This is a genomic window from Ferribacterium limneticum (assembly GCF_020510585.1).
Classification (GTDB): Bacteria; Pseudomonadota; Gammaproteobacteria; order Burkholderiales; family Rhodocyclaceae; genus Azonexus.
In genome coordinates, this window is sequence record NZ_CP075190.1 from 1,587,743 (window position 1) to 1,602,113 (window position 14,371).

A 14,371-nucleotide genomic window follows, 5' to 3' on the forward strand; every position below is an offset into this window, starting at 1 on the left:
TGTTATGCGAGTGCCGCCATGTCGATGTCACGGTGTTCAACCCGACCGGTCAGGTGACGGGCCAGTTGTTCGCCGAGATCGCGGCAGGCTTCGAGTTCGCCGGCATCCGGCACGAGCTTGATACGCAGTCCTTCGACCGGGACGCGCAGCTTGAGGCCGCGCAGGCGGTCCTCGATCAGCCGTACCGCCTCGCCGCTCCAGCCATACGAGCCGAAGGCGGCACCCAGTTTGCCCTTGACGTTGACGGTGGTCAGTGATGACAGCACGTCCCAGATCGGCTTGACGGCGTCGGCATTGATCGTCGGGCTGCCGAAGGCCAGGCCATCGGCTTCCTCGATGAGGTCGGTGAAGATGCCCGACTCGCCACCTTCGAGGTCGTAGAGCGAAACGCGCACGCCGCCGATGGATTCGGCGCCGGCGGCGAGCGATTCGGCCATGCGTCGGGTATTGCCGTAGGCCGAGATGTAGAAGACGACCAGCGTCTTCTCGCTGCGCGCCTCGTTGAACAATCGTGGCGTCGCCAGTTCGCGGTAACGATGTACGTAGTCGCGCGGCGCATGGCGCAGGATCGGGCCATGGGCCGGGGCGATCAAATTGATTTCGAGCGGTTCGATCAGGGCGATGGCGTCGAGCACGTACTCGCGGAAGGGCCGCATGATGTGCGCGTAGTAATACTCGAACGAGAAACGGAAATCGCCGACCGTGTCGTTGAACAGCCGGTTGTCGCAGAAATGGCAGCCGAAGATGTCACCGGTGAACAGCAGGCCATCCTCGACGAGATAAGTGCATTGCGTATCCGGCCAGTGCAGGTAGGGCGTGTGCAGGAAACGCAGAGTCCGGCCGCCGAGATCGACTTCGTCGTCGGTGGTGACCGGAATATATTCGGGCGGCTTCTCGCCGGAGGGCTTGAGCAGCGCTTTCAACATCATCTGGGCGCGGCTCGACAGATAGACCTTGGCCTGCGGGGCGCGCTTGAGCAACTCGGGCAGGGCGCCGCTATGGTCCGGCTCGAGATGGTTGAGGACGATGGTGGTGATTTCGTCGTAGCGGGCGACCGTTTCGAGTCGACGGAAGAAATCGTCGGCGAAGTTTTCCTTCACCGTGTCGATGATTGCCACGCCGTTCTCGCCGCGCACGACGTACGAGTTGTAGCTCGTGCCGTTGGCGGTTTTGAGGATGATGTCGAAACTCCGCAGATGCGGGTCGAGGGCGCCCACCCAGTGGACGCCCGGCGCAATTTCTACGGCGTGGTCAGTGAGTGCCGCAGCGACCATGGCTGCTTTCCTCTTCCTCGTGATCATGCGCGTGGCTGCCGCAGCTGCCGTGCCCTTCCGGGCCATGCACGCAGGCTTCGATGTTGCCTTCCGGCAGTTCGACATTCTTTAGCCCGATCCACGCGTCCACCGCAGCAATGTCGAAACCGACCAGCCGTTCCTCGCCGATTTCCATGAGCGGGCGGCGAATGAGCAGCGGGTTTTCGAGCAGCAGATGCAGTGCATCCTCGAAACCGAGGTTTTCCGGGACGATTTCGCCCGACTTGATATCGGGCGCCGCCGGGTTGAACCAAAGGCTGATCGGCAGCTTGCCAAGAAAGGCGAGCAGGCGGTCAGCCGTCCAGGCTTCGGTCTTGAGACTTTTTGCCTGGACGGTGTGGCCGGCTGCTGCGAGCAGGGTCTTCTGGCGAAGATTGCCCTTGCAGCCGGGTTTTTCGTAGAACGTGACAACCGCCATTACGCTGCGTCCTTCCACAAGCCGAATTGCTTGAGCTTTTCGATCGGGATGCCGGTCAGCGAACCCGGCGGGTTCAGGAAGGCGCCGAGTTCATCGACGATGGCCATTTCGATCGGGCAGATCGCAGCGCATTGCGGCACGCTGTGATCGCCCAGGCACTCGGTGCATTTGCCGTCGTCGATCAGGAAGTGTGGCTTGTCTTCGTAGATCGCGTCGTTCGGGCAGACATCGACGCAGGCCCAGCAATTGACACAGGATTCGGTGATTTGCAGTGCCATTTACGCCACCTTCAAGGTTTCTGCTGCCGGGCTCAACTTGCCGGTCGCCGCGATTTCCTTGTACACCGCCATCACGGCTTCCTCGATCGGCTCCATCGCGTGTTCGCCGTTCGGCGCGATGCCGGCGGCTTCCAGCTTGGCCCAAGGCTCGAAACCGACTTTGGAGCAGAGCACGACTTCGCAGCCTTCGAGCACGCGGATGTTGCGGTCGAGCAGCGATTCGGTAGAGCCAGCCTCGGCCACGTCGCCGTCACCGCAGGCATCCATGCCGCCGCAGTAGAGCTCGGTCTTGCGGTGGCTCATGAAGCGCACGCCTTCCGGTGAAGCTTCGTAGATCAGGAACTCCTTGGCATGACCGAAGTGTTCGGCGACGACGCCGTTCTTGCCGGCCACCGCCATGAGCACCGGGCGGGCATCAGCCGGGATGCCGAGTTCTTCGGCTTTCGGCTTGACGATGCCGCGCTTGGCGTCGAGCTTCTCGATGATCTCGTCGTGGACAACCTTGCGACGGACCATGGCGGCTTCGTAATCGACCTCCATGACGTCGATCTTGTCCATGGTGAATTCGTCGCCGCGATCTTCGCCGAGCAGGCCGACCGCGTCGGCACGGCACTGGCGGCAGTGGCGCATCATCGCCATGTCGCCGGCACAGGCATCCTGCAGGTCTTGCAGTTGCTCAGGCGTCGGTTCCGGCTGCTCCATGATGCCGTAGTAGGTGCCGTGTTCAGCTTCGGCAATCAGCGGCATGACGTTGTGCAGGAAGGCGCCCTTGGCCTTGACGATCTTCGAGACTTCCTTGAGATGCTCGTCATTGACGCCCGGGATCAGCACCGAGTTGACCTTCACCAGGATGCCGCGGTCGGTCAGCATCTGCAGACCGAGCTGCTGCTGTTCGATCAGGATGCGTGCGCCTTCGACGCCAAAGATGCGTTTGTTCTCCCAGAAAATCCACGGGTAGATCTTGGCACCCACTTCCGGATCGACGCAGTTGATGGTGATCGTCACGTGGTCGATGTTGTGCTGGGCAATACGGTCGACATACATCGGCAGGTTGAGGCCGTTGGTCGACACGCAAAGTTTGATGTCCGGGGCGCGCGCCGAGAGCTCTTCAAAAGTCTCGAACGTACGGGCCGGGTTGGCGAGGGGGTCGCCGGGTCCGGCGATGCCGAGTACGGTCATCTGCGGGATTTCGGCGGCGACGGCGAGTACCTTGTTGATCGCCTGTTTCGGCGTCAACACCTCGGAAACGACGCCCGGACGGGATTCGTTCGAGCAGTCATACTTGCGGTTGCAGTAATTGCACTGGATGTTGCAGGCCGGGGCCACGGCAACGTGCATGCGGGCGAAGTAGTGGTGCGCTTCTTCCGAATAGCACGGGTGGTCCTGAACTTTGGCGCGAATGTGATCGGGCAGATGGCCCAAAGCGTCCGGGGCCGTACCGCAGCCGCTGGATGCACAACCGCCGCCTTCAGCGGCAGGGGCAGAATTGCTGATAACTGGTAGTTCCACGATGTCGGCTCCTCGAATGCAGTCGAAGCCTATTCAGCAATCGCTGTGCCAGAGCGGTTTTTCTATTTAAATCATATAGATGCTTATTGTTGTCGAAGCGCCTGTTGGCAGGCTTGTCGCATTTGCGACAGCGCTGCAGTGCACAAGCCACAGTGGCCGTAGCCGGGAAAATATCTCGTCAGCAGCGGCGCAGCATTTCAATTCCCGGCGCCGGTCTGTACACTGCGTGCATCTAACCCACGACCATTTGGAGAACGAAGCATGCGAGGCACGTTTGAGTACAAGCTGGACGGTAACGGCGACGCCATTAAACTGAATGTCGACCTGGATGCAGTCAGCGCCAATGCCCTGGTTCGACTTGATCGCTACATCAACTGGGCCGATGTCCTGAAACTGACCGATAACGATCCGGAGGCCGCCTACGCCGCCGAACGCCTGCACACCGTGTTGCAGCACATGGGCAAATAAAGCCCGTGTAAGGAATCTTCGGCCGGGGTCACCAACCCCGCCGGAAAAGAAGGAGCCAGGGCTTGCGCCTTGCGCTCCTTTTTTTGCGGGGTCAGTTTTGAGTTTCTGGCAAGCCGAACCGGGTGTTGGCATCTGGCTGCAAGCGGTTGCGGTCGTTCGAGCGCCAAATACGCAAGCTCACCCGACATACTGCCAACCGGAGGTTAGCTTACCTTCGCTTCCCCGGAGCCTTGCATCTCAAGAGGCTAGCCGGAGGGGGGCCGGTCGAACTGCTTGTTCAGTCCTCGTCATCAATTCCATGGTCATTTTCTGTTCATCCTCCGACTGCAATGCAATTTGAAACGCGTATTGCCAGAACTGCGTCAGATTATCGATATGAATCTCACGCCCTTCTACCGACAGCAGTCCACATGCAGAAAGGTCATGAAGAATTCGGGAAAAATGTTCCTGCGTAAGATTCAGGCATGAGGCGATGACGCCTTTGCTGGTCGGCAGGTGGATGATCAACCGTGTTTGTCTTGCCTTGGACGAATTGCTCCGGTGGCTGTCTTGCCCCATGACCGGAAGCGGCGGATTGGCCCGCAATGCTTCGCGCGCCAGATAATTGATCACGCGTTCCCGACCGGTGTGCATGGAGTAGGACTCGACGTCGTGAATGAGCCCGGAGACACTTCGCGACAAGTTGTCGATGACCTGGCGGGCAAAGGATCGATTGCTCTCCAATGCATTCAGAATATTGGCCTTGGCAATGTGCAAAAGCATGCATTCATTCAAGGTCTGGGCATTTACCTGATGGTTTTTCCCCTGAAACAGACTGGATTCGCCAAGTGTTTGCATTTGACCGAAGACATCCAGAATCTTCTCGTTGCCCAGCGGAGAAGAGAAATAGAGCTTTACCTGACCGTAGACGATCACCAGGAGTCCGCTACAAGCGTCATCCTTGCGAAACAGGATCTCGCCACGTGCCGCATAGATCTTGCGCGCACCAACACTCATTTCCGTTAACTCTTCGGGACTGAGCCCATCGAATAGCGGTACGCGCGAGATCAATGAATTGATTGAAGACGATTTTTGGACACAATCCATTTGAGAAACTCCCATAAGGCGGGTTAGATTGATTTCCGAAAATGACTACAAGCACTCTCTTTACTTGGTGAGAGGCCGCAGCAAACGCTTTGAAGTCAGTTGGCGATCCGATATTGACCGGATATGGCCCGACAATATGTTCGCTATCGCACATTACGCCCTGTGCCGAAGCACCTTATGCCCGTGCTACCGGATTACTGGCGATCCGGCACGGTGGCTTTTTTTCTGGTCGAGCAGGGCGGCTTTCCTGGTGTCGGCGTAGGGGAGACCATGGCTTATACCGGTTTCAAAACGCGAAATCGTGGTCTCCAGTTGTGGCGCAGGAATAAATCAGTGTTTCCCTGGCCTTATGTTCGTCACCGAACAAACTGGCCTGTCCCGTTTGGGTATGGTTGTCTTGTCGCTTGCACGCGAATTGACCGATATAGCAACGACTACCCCAAGAGGCCACATCATGTACAAAGCTAGCCCAACTTTCGCTGTCGTCGCACTTGTCACCAGTCTTGTTTCAGGCTGCGCCAACATGACGGAAACCCAACGCACCACCGGCACGGGCGCGGGGATTGGTGCGGTGGCCGGCGCGCTCATCGGCGGCTTGACCCAGGGTGATGCCCAGGGCGCAGCGGCCGGTGCGGCAATCGGCGGAGCGCTCGGCGCGGGCGGCGGCTATTTATGGTCGCAGCGCATGCAGGAACAAAAGGCGACCATGGAACAAGCCACTCAGGGAACAGGGGTGAGTGTCAGCCAGACCGCGGACAATCAGCTCAAGCTCGACATTCCCTCTGATATTTCCTTCGACTCCGGGCGCTATGACGTCAAACCCAACCTGCGCCCGATACTCGATCGCTTCGCCGGCACGCTGAACCAGAATCGGGTGACCACGGTAAAAATCATCGGCCACACCGACAGTTCGGGTTCCGATGCGATCAACGGTCCGCTGTCGGTCGATCGGGCCAATGCCACGCGCAGCTATCTTGTCGATCGCGGCGTTGCCATGAATCGCATCAGCATCGACGGTCGCGGTTCGCATGAGCCCGTCGCCGACAACAACACGGCGGCTGGACGCGCCATGAACCGCCGCGTCGAAATCTTTGTTGCTGAGCCGGCGCGCTAAAGAAGCGCTGATTTAATCCGGGGCAAATTCATTTTCTCCACTTTGCCCACGGGTCCGAATCACTGGCTGAGGTGTTTGAATGGTTTGACGTTCTCTTGGCCGGTGCGGCGCGCTGGCTTTTTTCCTGATCGTGCTGCGCGGCTTTTTTGACGCGCTTTTCTCTCAATCGCTCGGCGTCTTCGAGGCTCAATTCGGCGGGGGGGCCGGGTATCTGGTTCGGCGGCACGATGCGGTCCCGAGGCGGCAGTTCGAACTGCTCGTCAGAAGCGCGGGGCAGGCTTTTGAACTTGTACAGATAGAAGGCTTCGACCTTTTGGCGCGCCCAATCGGTCTTTTTGAGGTACTTGACGGCGGAATCGATGCTCGGGTTTTTGTTGAAACAATTGATATTGAGATAGGCAAACAGGATCTCGAACCCGTAGTGATCGACGATCTCAACGAGCAGGTTTTTTAAACTGAGCCCATGCAGCGGGTTGTTTTGGTAGTTGATCTCGTCGTTCATGCTGTTGCCTAACCATGGAATAAGGCCGGGATTATACCGATCACTGTCCCGGCTCAGTCCTTCTTGTCGCATTGCCGACAGTCGCGATGCTTTGATTTTAAAGACTATTGCCGTGGCGCCGGTTTTGCTTGTCGATAGGCATGAAAACCTTTCTCGACTGGTCGGCTTACGACACCTACGGCATGGGCGATGCCTATGCCGGCATTCCGGCGACGGGCGGCAATTACGCCAAGGCGGTTGCCGTCTGCATGAACAATCACCAGTGTCAGCGCGACGGCAAGGGCGTCATGTGCCCGAGCTACCGCATCACCGGCGATCCGGCGCATTCGACCGGGGCGCGGGTCAAGGCTTTCAAGGCGGCGCTGAATGGCGAACTGGGCGAGCAGCCGTTCATCCATCCCGATCTGGCGGCGGCGATGGACCTTTGCGTGTCGTGCAAGGGCTGCAAGAAGGAATGCCCGAGTTCCGTCGACATGACGCTGATCAAGACCGAATACCTGGCGCATCGCAACGAGGAATTGGGCTTGCCGCGCCGGGCGAAGCTGTTCGGCGGTCTGCCGGAATGGCTGCATCGCTATCGCCGGCCGCTCGCCACGCTGGTTCGCCTGCGCAACGCCTCGCCTTTCCTGGCCGGGCTGGTCGAGCGCAGGTTGGGCATTTCGGCCAAACGGCCGATTCCCGAGATCGTCAGCCAGCCGGTTTTCGCCGAAAACACCGAATCCCACGGTCAACGGGGAAAAGTGGCGATTTTTGTAGACACCTTCACCCACTACTACACGCCGGAAGTGGCCGAGGCGGCCATCGCCGTACTGACGGCGGGCGGCTATGCCGTCGAAGTGCTGCGCCCGGCGGCCGAGGATGTCGAGCCCGAACGCCCTTTGTGCTGTGGTCGCACCTATCTGTCGCAAGGCATGGTCGATGCTGCCAAGCTCGAGGGCCAGCGCGTGATGGCCGCGCTGGCACCAGCCCTGGCTTCTGGGACGCCGATTGTCGGTCTTGAGCCCTCCTGTCTGCTGGCCCTGCGCGACGAGTTTTACAGCCTGTCGCTCGGGCCGGAGGTCGGGCAACTCGGCAAGCAGGCTTTCCTGTTCGAGGAATTCCTCATGCGCGAGGGGAACAAGGGGCTGAAGCTGGATCTGAAGCCGATTCCCGGCGGCAAGGCCGTGGTCCATGGCCATTGTCACCAGAAGGCCTTCGGCGCCATGAAGTCGATGAAAAAAGTGCTCGGCTGGATTCCGGAATTCGAGTTCGAGATCGTCGATGCCAGTTGCTGCGGCATGTCCGGCAGCTTCGGGCTGGAGGCCGAGCATTACGAGGCTTCGGTGAAAATGGGCGAACTGGCCTTGCTGCCGGCCGTGCGCTCAGCGCCGGTTGATGCGACGATTGTGGCGGATGGCTTTTCCTGCCGGCATCAGATCAAGGATGGCACTGGGCGCGATGCGGTGCATGTGGCCGTCCTGCTGGCGCGGGCGTTGGCTTGAGTTCAGTGGCCGTGTGGCCAACTACCGGCGCTGTTTCCGCCCGCCAGGCGATGCCATGGTCAACCGGGTTTACTACGGTCTACCGTAAAAAACGGCCAAAATTGAAATGCCGCCTCAATGCCGTGAAAACAAGTCCCGCACCTTGCACAGCGCCGTCGTGATGTCGAAGCGCGGGTCGGGCAGGGCTTCGCCGGCCAGGATGCGGGTGATGGCGAGGGCCGGGTCGGTTTCGCCGGTGAGCAGCACTTCGGTGCCGCGCTTTTTCATGTGGCGGATGAAACCGTCGCCGGCGCTGGCCGCCACGATCAGATCGATGCCGTCGAGCGGGTGCGGCTCCTTGTCCTCGAAGACGTGGAGCACCTGCTCCTTCTCCAGATTGACCCGGCGCGGGGCGGGCAGCAACTGGTTGGCGCGGTGGTTGCTCAGGTCGTAAACCAGCCATTGTCGGGTTTGCCCCGCATGGCTGCTGACGGTTTCGAAGTCCTTGGTGGCGATGGCGATTTTCATGGCGAGCGGCGTCTTTACAGGGCTGTCAGCGTGACCGCCACGTCGCGTGGCGGCGAGAAATACGGGGCGGAGGTGACCAGAATGTCGGCCCCGGCCCGCGCATAATCTTCAGCATTAGCAGAATTTATGCCGCCCGCCGCGGCGATGCGGGTGTGCGAGGATTTCGGAATCAGCCCTTTTATCCGGTTGACCGTGGCAACCGGCATTTTTTCGAGTTGCAGGATGTCGGCGCCGGCCTGTTGCCAGCACAAGGCTTCCGCCTCGTCGCCGACCTCGACGACGATGGCGCGTTCCGGCCAGGCGCGGCGCAGGCGTTGCACGGTGGCCCGCGGCGCTTCGCCGCCGAGAAAGGCCCGGTGCTCGGCGAAGATGAGCAGAGTTTCCGACAGGCTCAGGCGATGCGGGCTGGCGCCGCCGGCCAGAATGGCCTTGATCGCCGCCGCCTTGGTGCCGGGGAAATTCTTGCGCGTGCAGGCGATGCCGATGTCCGGGTTCTCGACGCGGGCAGCGGCGACGATGTCGGCCGTGCAACTGGCGATACCCGAGAGGTATTCCATGAAAGTCTGTGCTGTTTTCCAGACGGTGTGCAGGGCAGCGGCCGGGCCTTCCAGCGTCAGGATCGTCTCGCCAGCAGAGAGCCGGTTTCCGCTGGTGACCACGTTGCCGACGCAGCGCAGGCCGTGCAGTTCGCCCATGCGCCGGGCTTCTTCGCTGGCGCAGACGACCATGGCCTGCCGCGCGCGAAAGACGAGGCGGCCGGGCTGGTCGCCGATACCGAGCGAAAAGGTCGTCGCGTCGCCGCAGGGGACGTCTTCGTCGAGCAGCCGTTCAAGCTCGCTGTCGGGCAGGGAGTAAGGGGTGCCTGTCATCAGCGCGGCGCCTCGGTGGAAAAACTGTAAAAGCCGCGTTTTGGCGACGTGCAGTCGTCGGTGATCGGCTGACGAAGTATCAGCCAGCGCTCGTCGCGCAAGCGCCAGGCGCGCATGGTTTCGCCGCCGTCGATGGCGCGGTAGAAGTCCTCGTCGTCATCCGAGCGGCAGGTTTCAAGCAGGTATTGGTGCGCGTAGTAGCACAGCTTGTCGTCGGCGTCGTAGCCGAGGCAACGGCTGGCCGGCATTTCGTATTCCCGGTATTCGACAAAATGCAGGGGTGTTTCGGCCATTTCGCGCCACGCAACCGGCAGGCCTGCAGCCCAGTCGGGGGCGCCATCATCGCGACAGCCGGAAAGGCGTTCGGGCGAACATGAGCGGATTGTTGCCAACATCGTCGACTCCTTATTCCATCAAGGCCACGGATTTGATTTGAACACTGACCGGCAGGCCCGGCGCGATGCCGAGCTGGGCGGCCGAACGGCGCGTCAGGCGGGCGACCAGCTGGCTGGCGCCGATCTGGACGCGGACCAGCAGCAGGCCGGGATGGTCATCGGCAGCCATCGATTCGACCGTGCCGTCGAGCACGTTCTGGATGCTGCTCGGCTCCGGGTGGTGCACGGCCAGGCTGACGTCGCGGGCCAGTACGCGAACGCGCACATGCTTGCCGGTCGGCACGCCACGATCCCGCGTCCACAGGCTGCCACCGGCGAAATCGACGCGGGCCAGATGCCACTCGGTATCGACGGCGCCGACCATCGCGTCGAGCACGACGCCAACATCCTCGCCGAGGCGGATCGGCAAGTCGAGACGGGCCAGCGTTTCGACCAGCGGGCCGTCGGCGACGACCCGGCCGCCATCCATGGCGACAATGTGATCGGCCAGGCGGGCGACTTCGTCGGGCGAGTGGCTGACGTAAATGACCGGAATGGCCAACTCATCGTGCAGGCGTTCGAGGTAGGGCAGGATTTCCTGCTTGCGCTTGAGGTCGAGCGCCGCCAGCGGTTCGTCCATGAGCAGGATTTCCGGGCCGACGGCGAGCGCCCTGGCGATGCCGACGCGCTGGCGTTCGCCGCCGGACAGCGTGTCCGGCTTGCGGGCTAGCAGGTGGCCGATGCCAAGCAGTTCGATGGCCTGCTCCAGCCCGACGCGCTGCGCCGTGGCGCTGCGTTTCAAGCCGAAATTCAGGTTGCCGAGGACGTTGAGATGGGCGAACAGGCTGGCTTCCTGAAAAACGTAGCCAATCGGCCGCTGGTGCGTCGGCAGCCAGGTTTTTTCGTCCTGCCAGATTTTGCCCTTGAATTCGAGTCGACCGTGGGGAGCGCGTTCCAGCCCGGCCAGGCAACGCAACAAGGTGGTTTTGCCCGAGCCGGAATGGCCGAATAGTGCGGTGACGCCGCGGCCGGGCAGGGCGAGGTCGACATCGAGCGTGAAGCCGGGCCAGTCGAGTTTGAAGCGCGCTTTGATATCGTCCATGTCAATCTCCCTTCGCCGGCTTGGGGCGGCGGACGTACATGGCGAGCAGCACCGTGAAGGAAAAAATCAGCATGACGGCGGCCAGGCGGTGGGCGTCGGCGTATTCCATGGCTTCGACGTGGTCGTAGATCTGCACTGAGGCGACGCGGGTGACGCCGGGAATGTTGCCGCCGATCATCAGGACGACGCCAAATTCGCCGACCGTGTGGGCAAAGGTCAGGACGCCAGCGGTGATGAAGCCCGGTTTGGCCAGCGGCAGGACGACCGAAAAGAAGGTGTCAACCGGCGAAGCGCGCAAGGTCGCGGCGACTTCGAGCGGCCGCTCGCCGATGCTTTCAAAGGCGTTTTGCAGCGGTTGCACCATGAAGGGCAGCGAATAGAACGACGAGGCAACGACCAGGCCCCAGAAGGTGAAGGGCAGCACGCCGAGGCCCAATGAGGCGGTCAGTTGCCCGACCGGCCCATGCGGCCCCATGGCCAGCAGCAGATAGAAGCCGAGCACCGAGGGCGGCAGCACCAGCGGCAGCGCGACAACGGCGCCGAGCGGCCCCTTCCACCACGAACGGCTACGCGCCAGCAGCCAGGCGATGGGGGTGCCGACGAGGAGCAGGATCAGGGTCGTGATCCCGGCCAGTCGTGTGGTCAGCCAGATGGCCTGGAGGTCGCTGTCAGTCAGCATGGTGGCGGGATTTTGGTTGGATGAAAGTGGTGTTGATTAGAACGGAATTGTCATTGGTGTGGAAGTCGAACGAAAGGACCGAAACCCCTCCCCAGCCCTCCCCTTGTCAGGGGAGGGAGCCCGTTCGCGCGGGGTTTTGCTTTGCTCCTCCCCTGACAAGGGGAGGCCGGGTGGGGTTTGCATGATCCGCCACCATTTTCTCAGCGCAGCTCATACCCAAACGACTTGATCACCTCTAGCGCCTTTGGCCCCTTGAGGTAGTTCATCAGCGCAACAGCTGCCGGCTTGTCCTTGCCCTTGGCCAGAATGACCACATCCTGGCGGATCGGGTCATACAGGTTGCCCGGAACGACCCAGCCCGAACCGGAGCCGATGGTGCCGTTCTTGATCACCTGCGAATAGGCGACGAAGCCGAGTTCGGCGGCGCCTGTCGCAACGAACTGCTGGGTCTGCGAAATATTCTCGCCCTGCACGATCAGCGGCTTGATGCTCTCGGCGACGCTGAGCTTGCTCATGACCTGCAGGCCGGCTGCGCCGTAGGGGGCGGTTTTCGGGTTGGCCAGGGCCAGATGCTTGAAGCCACCCTTCTTGAGGACCTCGCCCTTGGCGTCGACCAGCTTGGGGTCGGCCGACCACAGCACCAGCTTGCCGATGGCGTAGGTGAAAGCGGTGCCGGCGACGGCGTTGCCTTCCTTGACCAGCTTGGCCGGGGTTTCGTCATCGGCGCCGAGCAGGACCTGGAACGGCGCGCCGTTGGCGATCTGGGCGTAGAACTTGCCGGTGGAGCCGAAGGATAGATTGGTCTTGTGGCCGGTGTCCCGCTCGAAGAGCGTGGAAATGACCTGCATCGGGCCGGTGAAGTTGGCGGCGACGGCGACCTGGACTTCGTCGGCGTGGGCTGTGGCGACAGCGAGCAGGGAGAGGATGAGGGTGCTCAGACGTTTCATGACGGGGCTCCAGAGGCGATTAGGAATACTTGCAAAGAATGACCGACGAGGCCTTGAACACGGCGCAGGCTTGCTCGCCTACGGCCAGGCCGAGCTTGTCGACGCTGTCGTGGGTGACGACGGCGCAGACCGATTTGCCGCTCTTCATGCTCAGCGTTATTTCGGCATTGACCGGGCCGTCGTGGATGCGGGTGATTTCGCCCCACAGGTGGTTGCGGGCACTGGTCTTGACGGTCGGGTCATTGAGCAGGAGCACCGACGACGATTTGACCAGGGCGCTGATTTCCATGCCGATGGTCAGGCCGAGGCTCTCGGCTGAATCGCCGGTGATGACGGCGACGATTTCATTTTCATCGTCGAGCTTGATGCGCACCTCGAAATCGACATGGCCCTCGCGTAGCGCAACGACGTGGCCGGCGAACTGATTGCGGGCGCTGGTTTTCATCGACATGCGCTTGAGCAGCTTGCTGAACTGCTTGAAGTCGCTGGCTTCGCCATCGTTCATGCTGGCTTGCAGGCGCTCCAGCGCCGCCTGGTATTCGGCCTCCAGCGCCCGGTAGAGGGCGATGGTCTTGCGGCCGTGCTCGGTCAGTAGCGTGCCACCGCCGTTCTTGCCGCCGGTCGAGCGGACGACCAGCGGCTGGTCGGCCAGGTTGTTCATGGCATCGACGGCATCCCAGGCGGCCTTGTACGAGATGGGTACGGCTTTTGCTGCCTGGGAGATCGAGCCATGCTGGTCGATGGCCTCGAGCAGGCGGATGCGGGTATCGCCGAGAAAGGTGCCGAACTCGGTATCGACTTCCAGTTTGCCACGCAGGCGGTGCAGGATGGTGTCCATGATTTCGTGATGTTCAAGTTTATATAGCGGTTACTATAACTCAGGTTGTGGTGCTTGAAATGTCCGTAAAATAGTCTGCCGTTGTGGTTGTAATGACAAGACGGCAGGGGCTAGAGTGTAGGCAACCCGACGAAAAAGCGTTAGTTGTTAATGTATATAGCGAAAAGCGGGCCAGTCACCTCAACTCAGCAAGGAGAACAGCATGAATGTCAGCGCACGCAATGTATTCAAGGGGAAAATCACCGCTTTGGTCGACGGTGCGGTCAATGCCGAAGTCGAAGTCACCATGCCGGGTGGCGACAAAATTGTCGCAATCGTGACAGAAGGCAGCGTCAAGTCGCTCGGCCTGGCGGTCGGCAAGGAAGCGGTCGCCTACGTCAAGGCGCCGTGGGTGATGCTGCTGGCCGGCCCGGCCAACGTCAAATTCTCGGCCCGCAACCAGTTGGCGGGGAAAGTCGGCAAGCTGCAAAAAGGCGCCGTAAACACCGAGGTGGCCGTCGCCCTGCCCGGTGGCACGACGGTCTATTCCGTGGTGACCAACGAGGCGGTCATGGAGCTTGGCCTCAAAGAGGGCAGCGAAGCCTCGGCCCTGATCAAGGCCAGCCACGTTATTCTGGGCATTCCGGCCTGATTGCCTGACTCAGGCAGCAAAAAGGCGGTCGTTCGACCGCCTTTTTGCTGCGCCCGGTTTGGAACGGCGAATTTCCGGCGCCTGACCGGCTTGGTGTTGTGATAATGAAAATGTCATTAGATAAAGGTCGGCCAGCTACCGCCGCTGGGGAATTGCTTGAAGCAGTCATCCGGACGGCCGCTTCACTGTGAAACCGGCCTGATAACCAACGCTTGCTGCTCGGCCAATGCAGGCCAGAAGGGGTTTTCTAGAACG

Annotated in this window: 17 protein-coding genes; 4 read left to right on the forward strand and 13 right to left on the reverse strand. The window is 61.0% G+C overall.

Annotation, left to right across the window (positions count from 1 at the left end; genetic code table 11):
• Window positions 1-2: 2 nt before the first annotated feature.
• Genes KI613_RS07705 through nifB form a run of 4 tightly spaced genes read right to left on the reverse strand, consistent with a single transcriptional unit; the run spans window position 3 to window position 3,518 of the window.
• Window positions 3-1,274: an FprA family A-type flavoprotein gene (locus tag KI613_RS07705; protein ID WP_226404731.1), complete on the reverse strand. Its 1,272-nt coding sequence runs from the start codon at window positions 1,272-1,274 to the stop codon at window positions 3-5.
• Window positions 1,252-1,731 (reverse strand): thioredoxin domain-containing protein, encoded by a 480-nt coding sequence (locus KI613_RS07710; RefSeq protein WP_226404732.1) that lies wholly within the window; start codon window positions 1,729-1,731, stop codon window positions 1,252-1,254. Before KI613_RS07710 ends, KI613_RS07705 begins: the two co-directional genes overlap by 23 nt.
• Window positions 1,731-2,009, reverse strand: coding sequence for a 4Fe-4S binding protein (locus KI613_RS07715; protein WP_226404733.1), 279 nt, complete (start codon window positions 2,007-2,009; stop codon window positions 1,731-1,733). The genes KI613_RS07710 and KI613_RS07715 overlap by 1 nt, the downstream gene beginning before the upstream one ends.
• A complete protein-coding gene (gene nifB / locus KI613_RS07720) occupies window positions 2,010-3,518 on the reverse strand; it encodes a nitrogenase cofactor biosynthesis protein NifB (RefSeq protein ID WP_226404735.1) in 1,509 nt (502 codons plus the stop codon).
• Window positions 3,519-3,779: 261 nt separating this feature from the next.
• Here nifB and KI613_RS07725 point away from each other — a divergent pair, with 261 nt between their 5' ends.
• A complete protein-coding gene (locus tag KI613_RS07725; RefSeq protein ID WP_226404737.1) occupies window positions 3,780-3,986 on the forward strand; it encodes a hypothetical protein in 207 nt (68 codons plus the stop codon).
• 237 nt (window positions 3,987-4,223) lie between these two features.
• On the opposite strand, the gene KI613_RS07730 is transcribed toward KI613_RS07725, so the two are convergent.
• On the reverse strand, window positions 4,224-5,072 hold the full coding sequence (locus KI613_RS07730) for a Crp/Fnr family transcriptional regulator (RefSeq protein ID WP_226404739.1): 849 nt from the start codon (window positions 5,070-5,072) through the stop codon (window positions 4,224-4,226).
• A gap of 454 nt (window positions 5,073-5,526) precedes the next feature.
• On the opposite strand from KI613_RS07730, the gene KI613_RS07735 reads away from it, so the two are divergent.
• A complete protein-coding gene (locus KI613_RS07735; RefSeq protein WP_226405722.1) occupies window positions 5,527-6,186 on the forward strand; it encodes an OmpA family protein in 660 nt (219 codons plus the stop codon).
• Window positions 6,187-6,214: 28 nt separating this feature from the next.
• Here KI613_RS07735 and KI613_RS07740 read toward each other — a convergent pair whose 3' ends face one another.
• On the reverse strand, window positions 6,215-6,688 hold the full coding sequence (locus tag KI613_RS07740) for a VF530 family protein (RefSeq protein ID WP_226404741.1): 474 nt from the start codon (window positions 6,686-6,688) through the stop codon (window positions 6,215-6,217).
• 140 nt (window positions 6,689-6,828) lie between these two features.
• On the opposite strand from KI613_RS07740, the gene KI613_RS07745 reads away from it, so the two are divergent.
• Window positions 6,829-8,169 carry a (Fe-S)-binding protein gene (locus KI613_RS07745; protein ID WP_226404743.1) on the forward strand — a complete coding sequence of 447 codons (1,341 nt, stop codon included), beginning with the start codon at window positions 6,829-6,831 and terminating at the stop codon, window positions 8,167-8,169.
• Window positions 8,170-8,283: 114 nt separating this feature from the next.
• Here the strand turns inward: KI613_RS07745 and KI613_RS07750 are convergent, their stop codons facing one another.
• From KI613_RS07750 to KI613_RS07780, 7 genes are all read right to left on the reverse strand, one after another.
• Window positions 8,284-8,676, reverse strand: coding sequence for a NifB/NifX family molybdenum-iron cluster-binding protein (locus tag KI613_RS07750; RefSeq protein ID WP_226404745.1), 393 nt, complete (start codon window positions 8,674-8,676; stop codon window positions 8,284-8,286).
• A 14-nt stretch (window positions 8,677-8,690) separates the two neighbouring features.
• Window positions 8,691-9,545: a ModD protein gene (modD, locus tag KI613_RS07755; RefSeq protein ID WP_226404747.1), complete on the reverse strand. Its 855-nt coding sequence runs from the start codon at window positions 9,543-9,545 to the stop codon at window positions 8,691-8,693.
• The gene (locus KI613_RS07760) at window positions 9,545-9,940 is read right to left on the reverse strand and encodes a hypothetical protein (protein WP_226404749.1); all 396 of its coding nucleotides are present in this window, start codon (window positions 9,938-9,940) and stop codon (window positions 9,545-9,547) included. Before KI613_RS07760 ends, modD begins: the two co-directional genes overlap by 1 nt.
• A gap of 10 nt (window positions 9,941-9,950) precedes the next feature.
• A complete protein-coding gene (modC, locus tag KI613_RS07765) occupies window positions 9,951-11,021 on the reverse strand; it encodes a molybdenum ABC transporter ATP-binding protein (RefSeq protein ID WP_226404750.1) in 1,071 nt (356 codons plus the stop codon).
• 1 nt (window position 11,022) lies between these two features.
• The gene (gene modB / locus KI613_RS07770) at window positions 11,023-11,700 is read right to left on the reverse strand and encodes a molybdate ABC transporter permease subunit (RefSeq protein ID WP_226404752.1); all 678 of its coding nucleotides are present in this window, start codon (window positions 11,698-11,700) and stop codon (window positions 11,023-11,025) included.
• 200 nt (window positions 11,701-11,900) lie between these two features.
• A complete protein-coding gene (gene modA / locus KI613_RS07775) occupies window positions 11,901-12,647 on the reverse strand; it encodes a molybdate ABC transporter substrate-binding protein (RefSeq protein WP_226404754.1) in 747 nt (248 codons plus the stop codon).
• A 19-nt stretch (window positions 12,648-12,666) separates the two neighbouring features.
• Window positions 12,667-13,485: a TOBE domain-containing protein gene (locus KI613_RS07780; protein WP_226404756.1), complete on the reverse strand. Its 819-nt coding sequence runs from the start codon at window positions 13,483-13,485 to the stop codon at window positions 12,667-12,669.
• A 202-nt stretch (window positions 13,486-13,687) separates the two neighbouring features.
• On the opposite strand from KI613_RS07780, the gene KI613_RS07785 reads away from it, so the two are divergent.
• Entirely contained in the window at window positions 13,688-14,116 is a 429-nt protein-coding gene (locus tag KI613_RS07785; protein WP_226404758.1) for a TOBE domain-containing protein, read from the forward strand.
• Window positions 14,117-14,371 lie beyond the last annotated feature (255 nt).

Coding starts and splice junctions, on each gene's coding strand:
- KI613_RS07735 (WP_226405722.1), top strand. CDS start 5,527: ATGTACAAAGCTAGCCCAACTTTCGCTGTCGTCGCACTTGTCACCAGT.
- modA (WP_226404754.1), bottom strand. CDS start 12,647: ATGAAACGTCTGAGCACCCTCATCCTCTCCCTGCTCGCTGTCGCCACA.
- modD (WP_226404747.1), bottom strand. CDS start 9,545: ATGACAGGCACCCCTTACTCCCTGCCCGACAGCGAGCTTGAACGGCTG.
- KI613_RS07750 (WP_226404745.1), bottom strand. CDS start 8,676: ATGAAAATCGCCATCGCCACCAAGGACTTCGAAACCGTCAGCAGCCAT.
- KI613_RS07715 (WP_226404733.1), bottom strand. CDS start 2,009: ATGGCACTGCAAATCACCGAATCCTGTGTCAATTGCTGGGCCTGCGTC.
- KI613_RS07760 (WP_226404749.1), bottom strand. CDS start 9,940: ATGTTGGCAACAATCCGCTCATGTTCGCCCGAACGCCTTTCCGGCTGT.
- KI613_RS07725 (WP_226404737.1), top strand. CDS start 3,780: ATGCGAGGCACGTTTGAGTACAAGCTGGACGGTAACGGCGACGCCATT.
- modB (WP_226404752.1), bottom strand. CDS start 11,700: ATGCTGACTGACAGCGACCTCCAGGCCATCTGGCTGACCACACGACTG.
- KI613_RS07745 (WP_226404743.1), top strand. CDS start 6,829: ATGAAAACCTTTCTCGACTGGTCGGCTTACGACACCTACGGCATGGGC.
- KI613_RS07780 (WP_226404756.1), bottom strand. CDS start 13,485: ATGGACACCATCCTGCACCGCCTGCGTGGCAAACTGGAAGTCGATACC.
- modC (WP_226404750.1), bottom strand. CDS start 11,021: ATGGACGATATCAAAGCGCGCTTCAAACTCGACTGGCCCGGCTTCACG.
- KI613_RS07740 (WP_226404741.1), bottom strand. CDS start 6,688: ATGAACGACGAGATCAACTACCAAAACAACCCGCTGCATGGGCTCAGT.
- KI613_RS07710 (WP_226404732.1), bottom strand. CDS start 1,731: ATGGCGGTTGTCACGTTCTACGAAAAACCCGGCTGCAAGGGCAATCTT.
- KI613_RS07705 (WP_226404731.1), bottom strand. CDS start 1,274: ATGGTCGCTGCGGCACTCACTGACCACGCCGTAGAAATTGCGCCGGGC.
- KI613_RS07730 (WP_226404739.1), bottom strand. CDS start 5,072: ATGGATTGTGTCCAAAAATCGTCTTCAATCAATTCATTGATCTCGCGC.
- KI613_RS07785 (WP_226404758.1), top strand. CDS start 13,688: ATGAATGTCAGCGCACGCAATGTATTCAAGGGGAAAATCACCGCTTTG.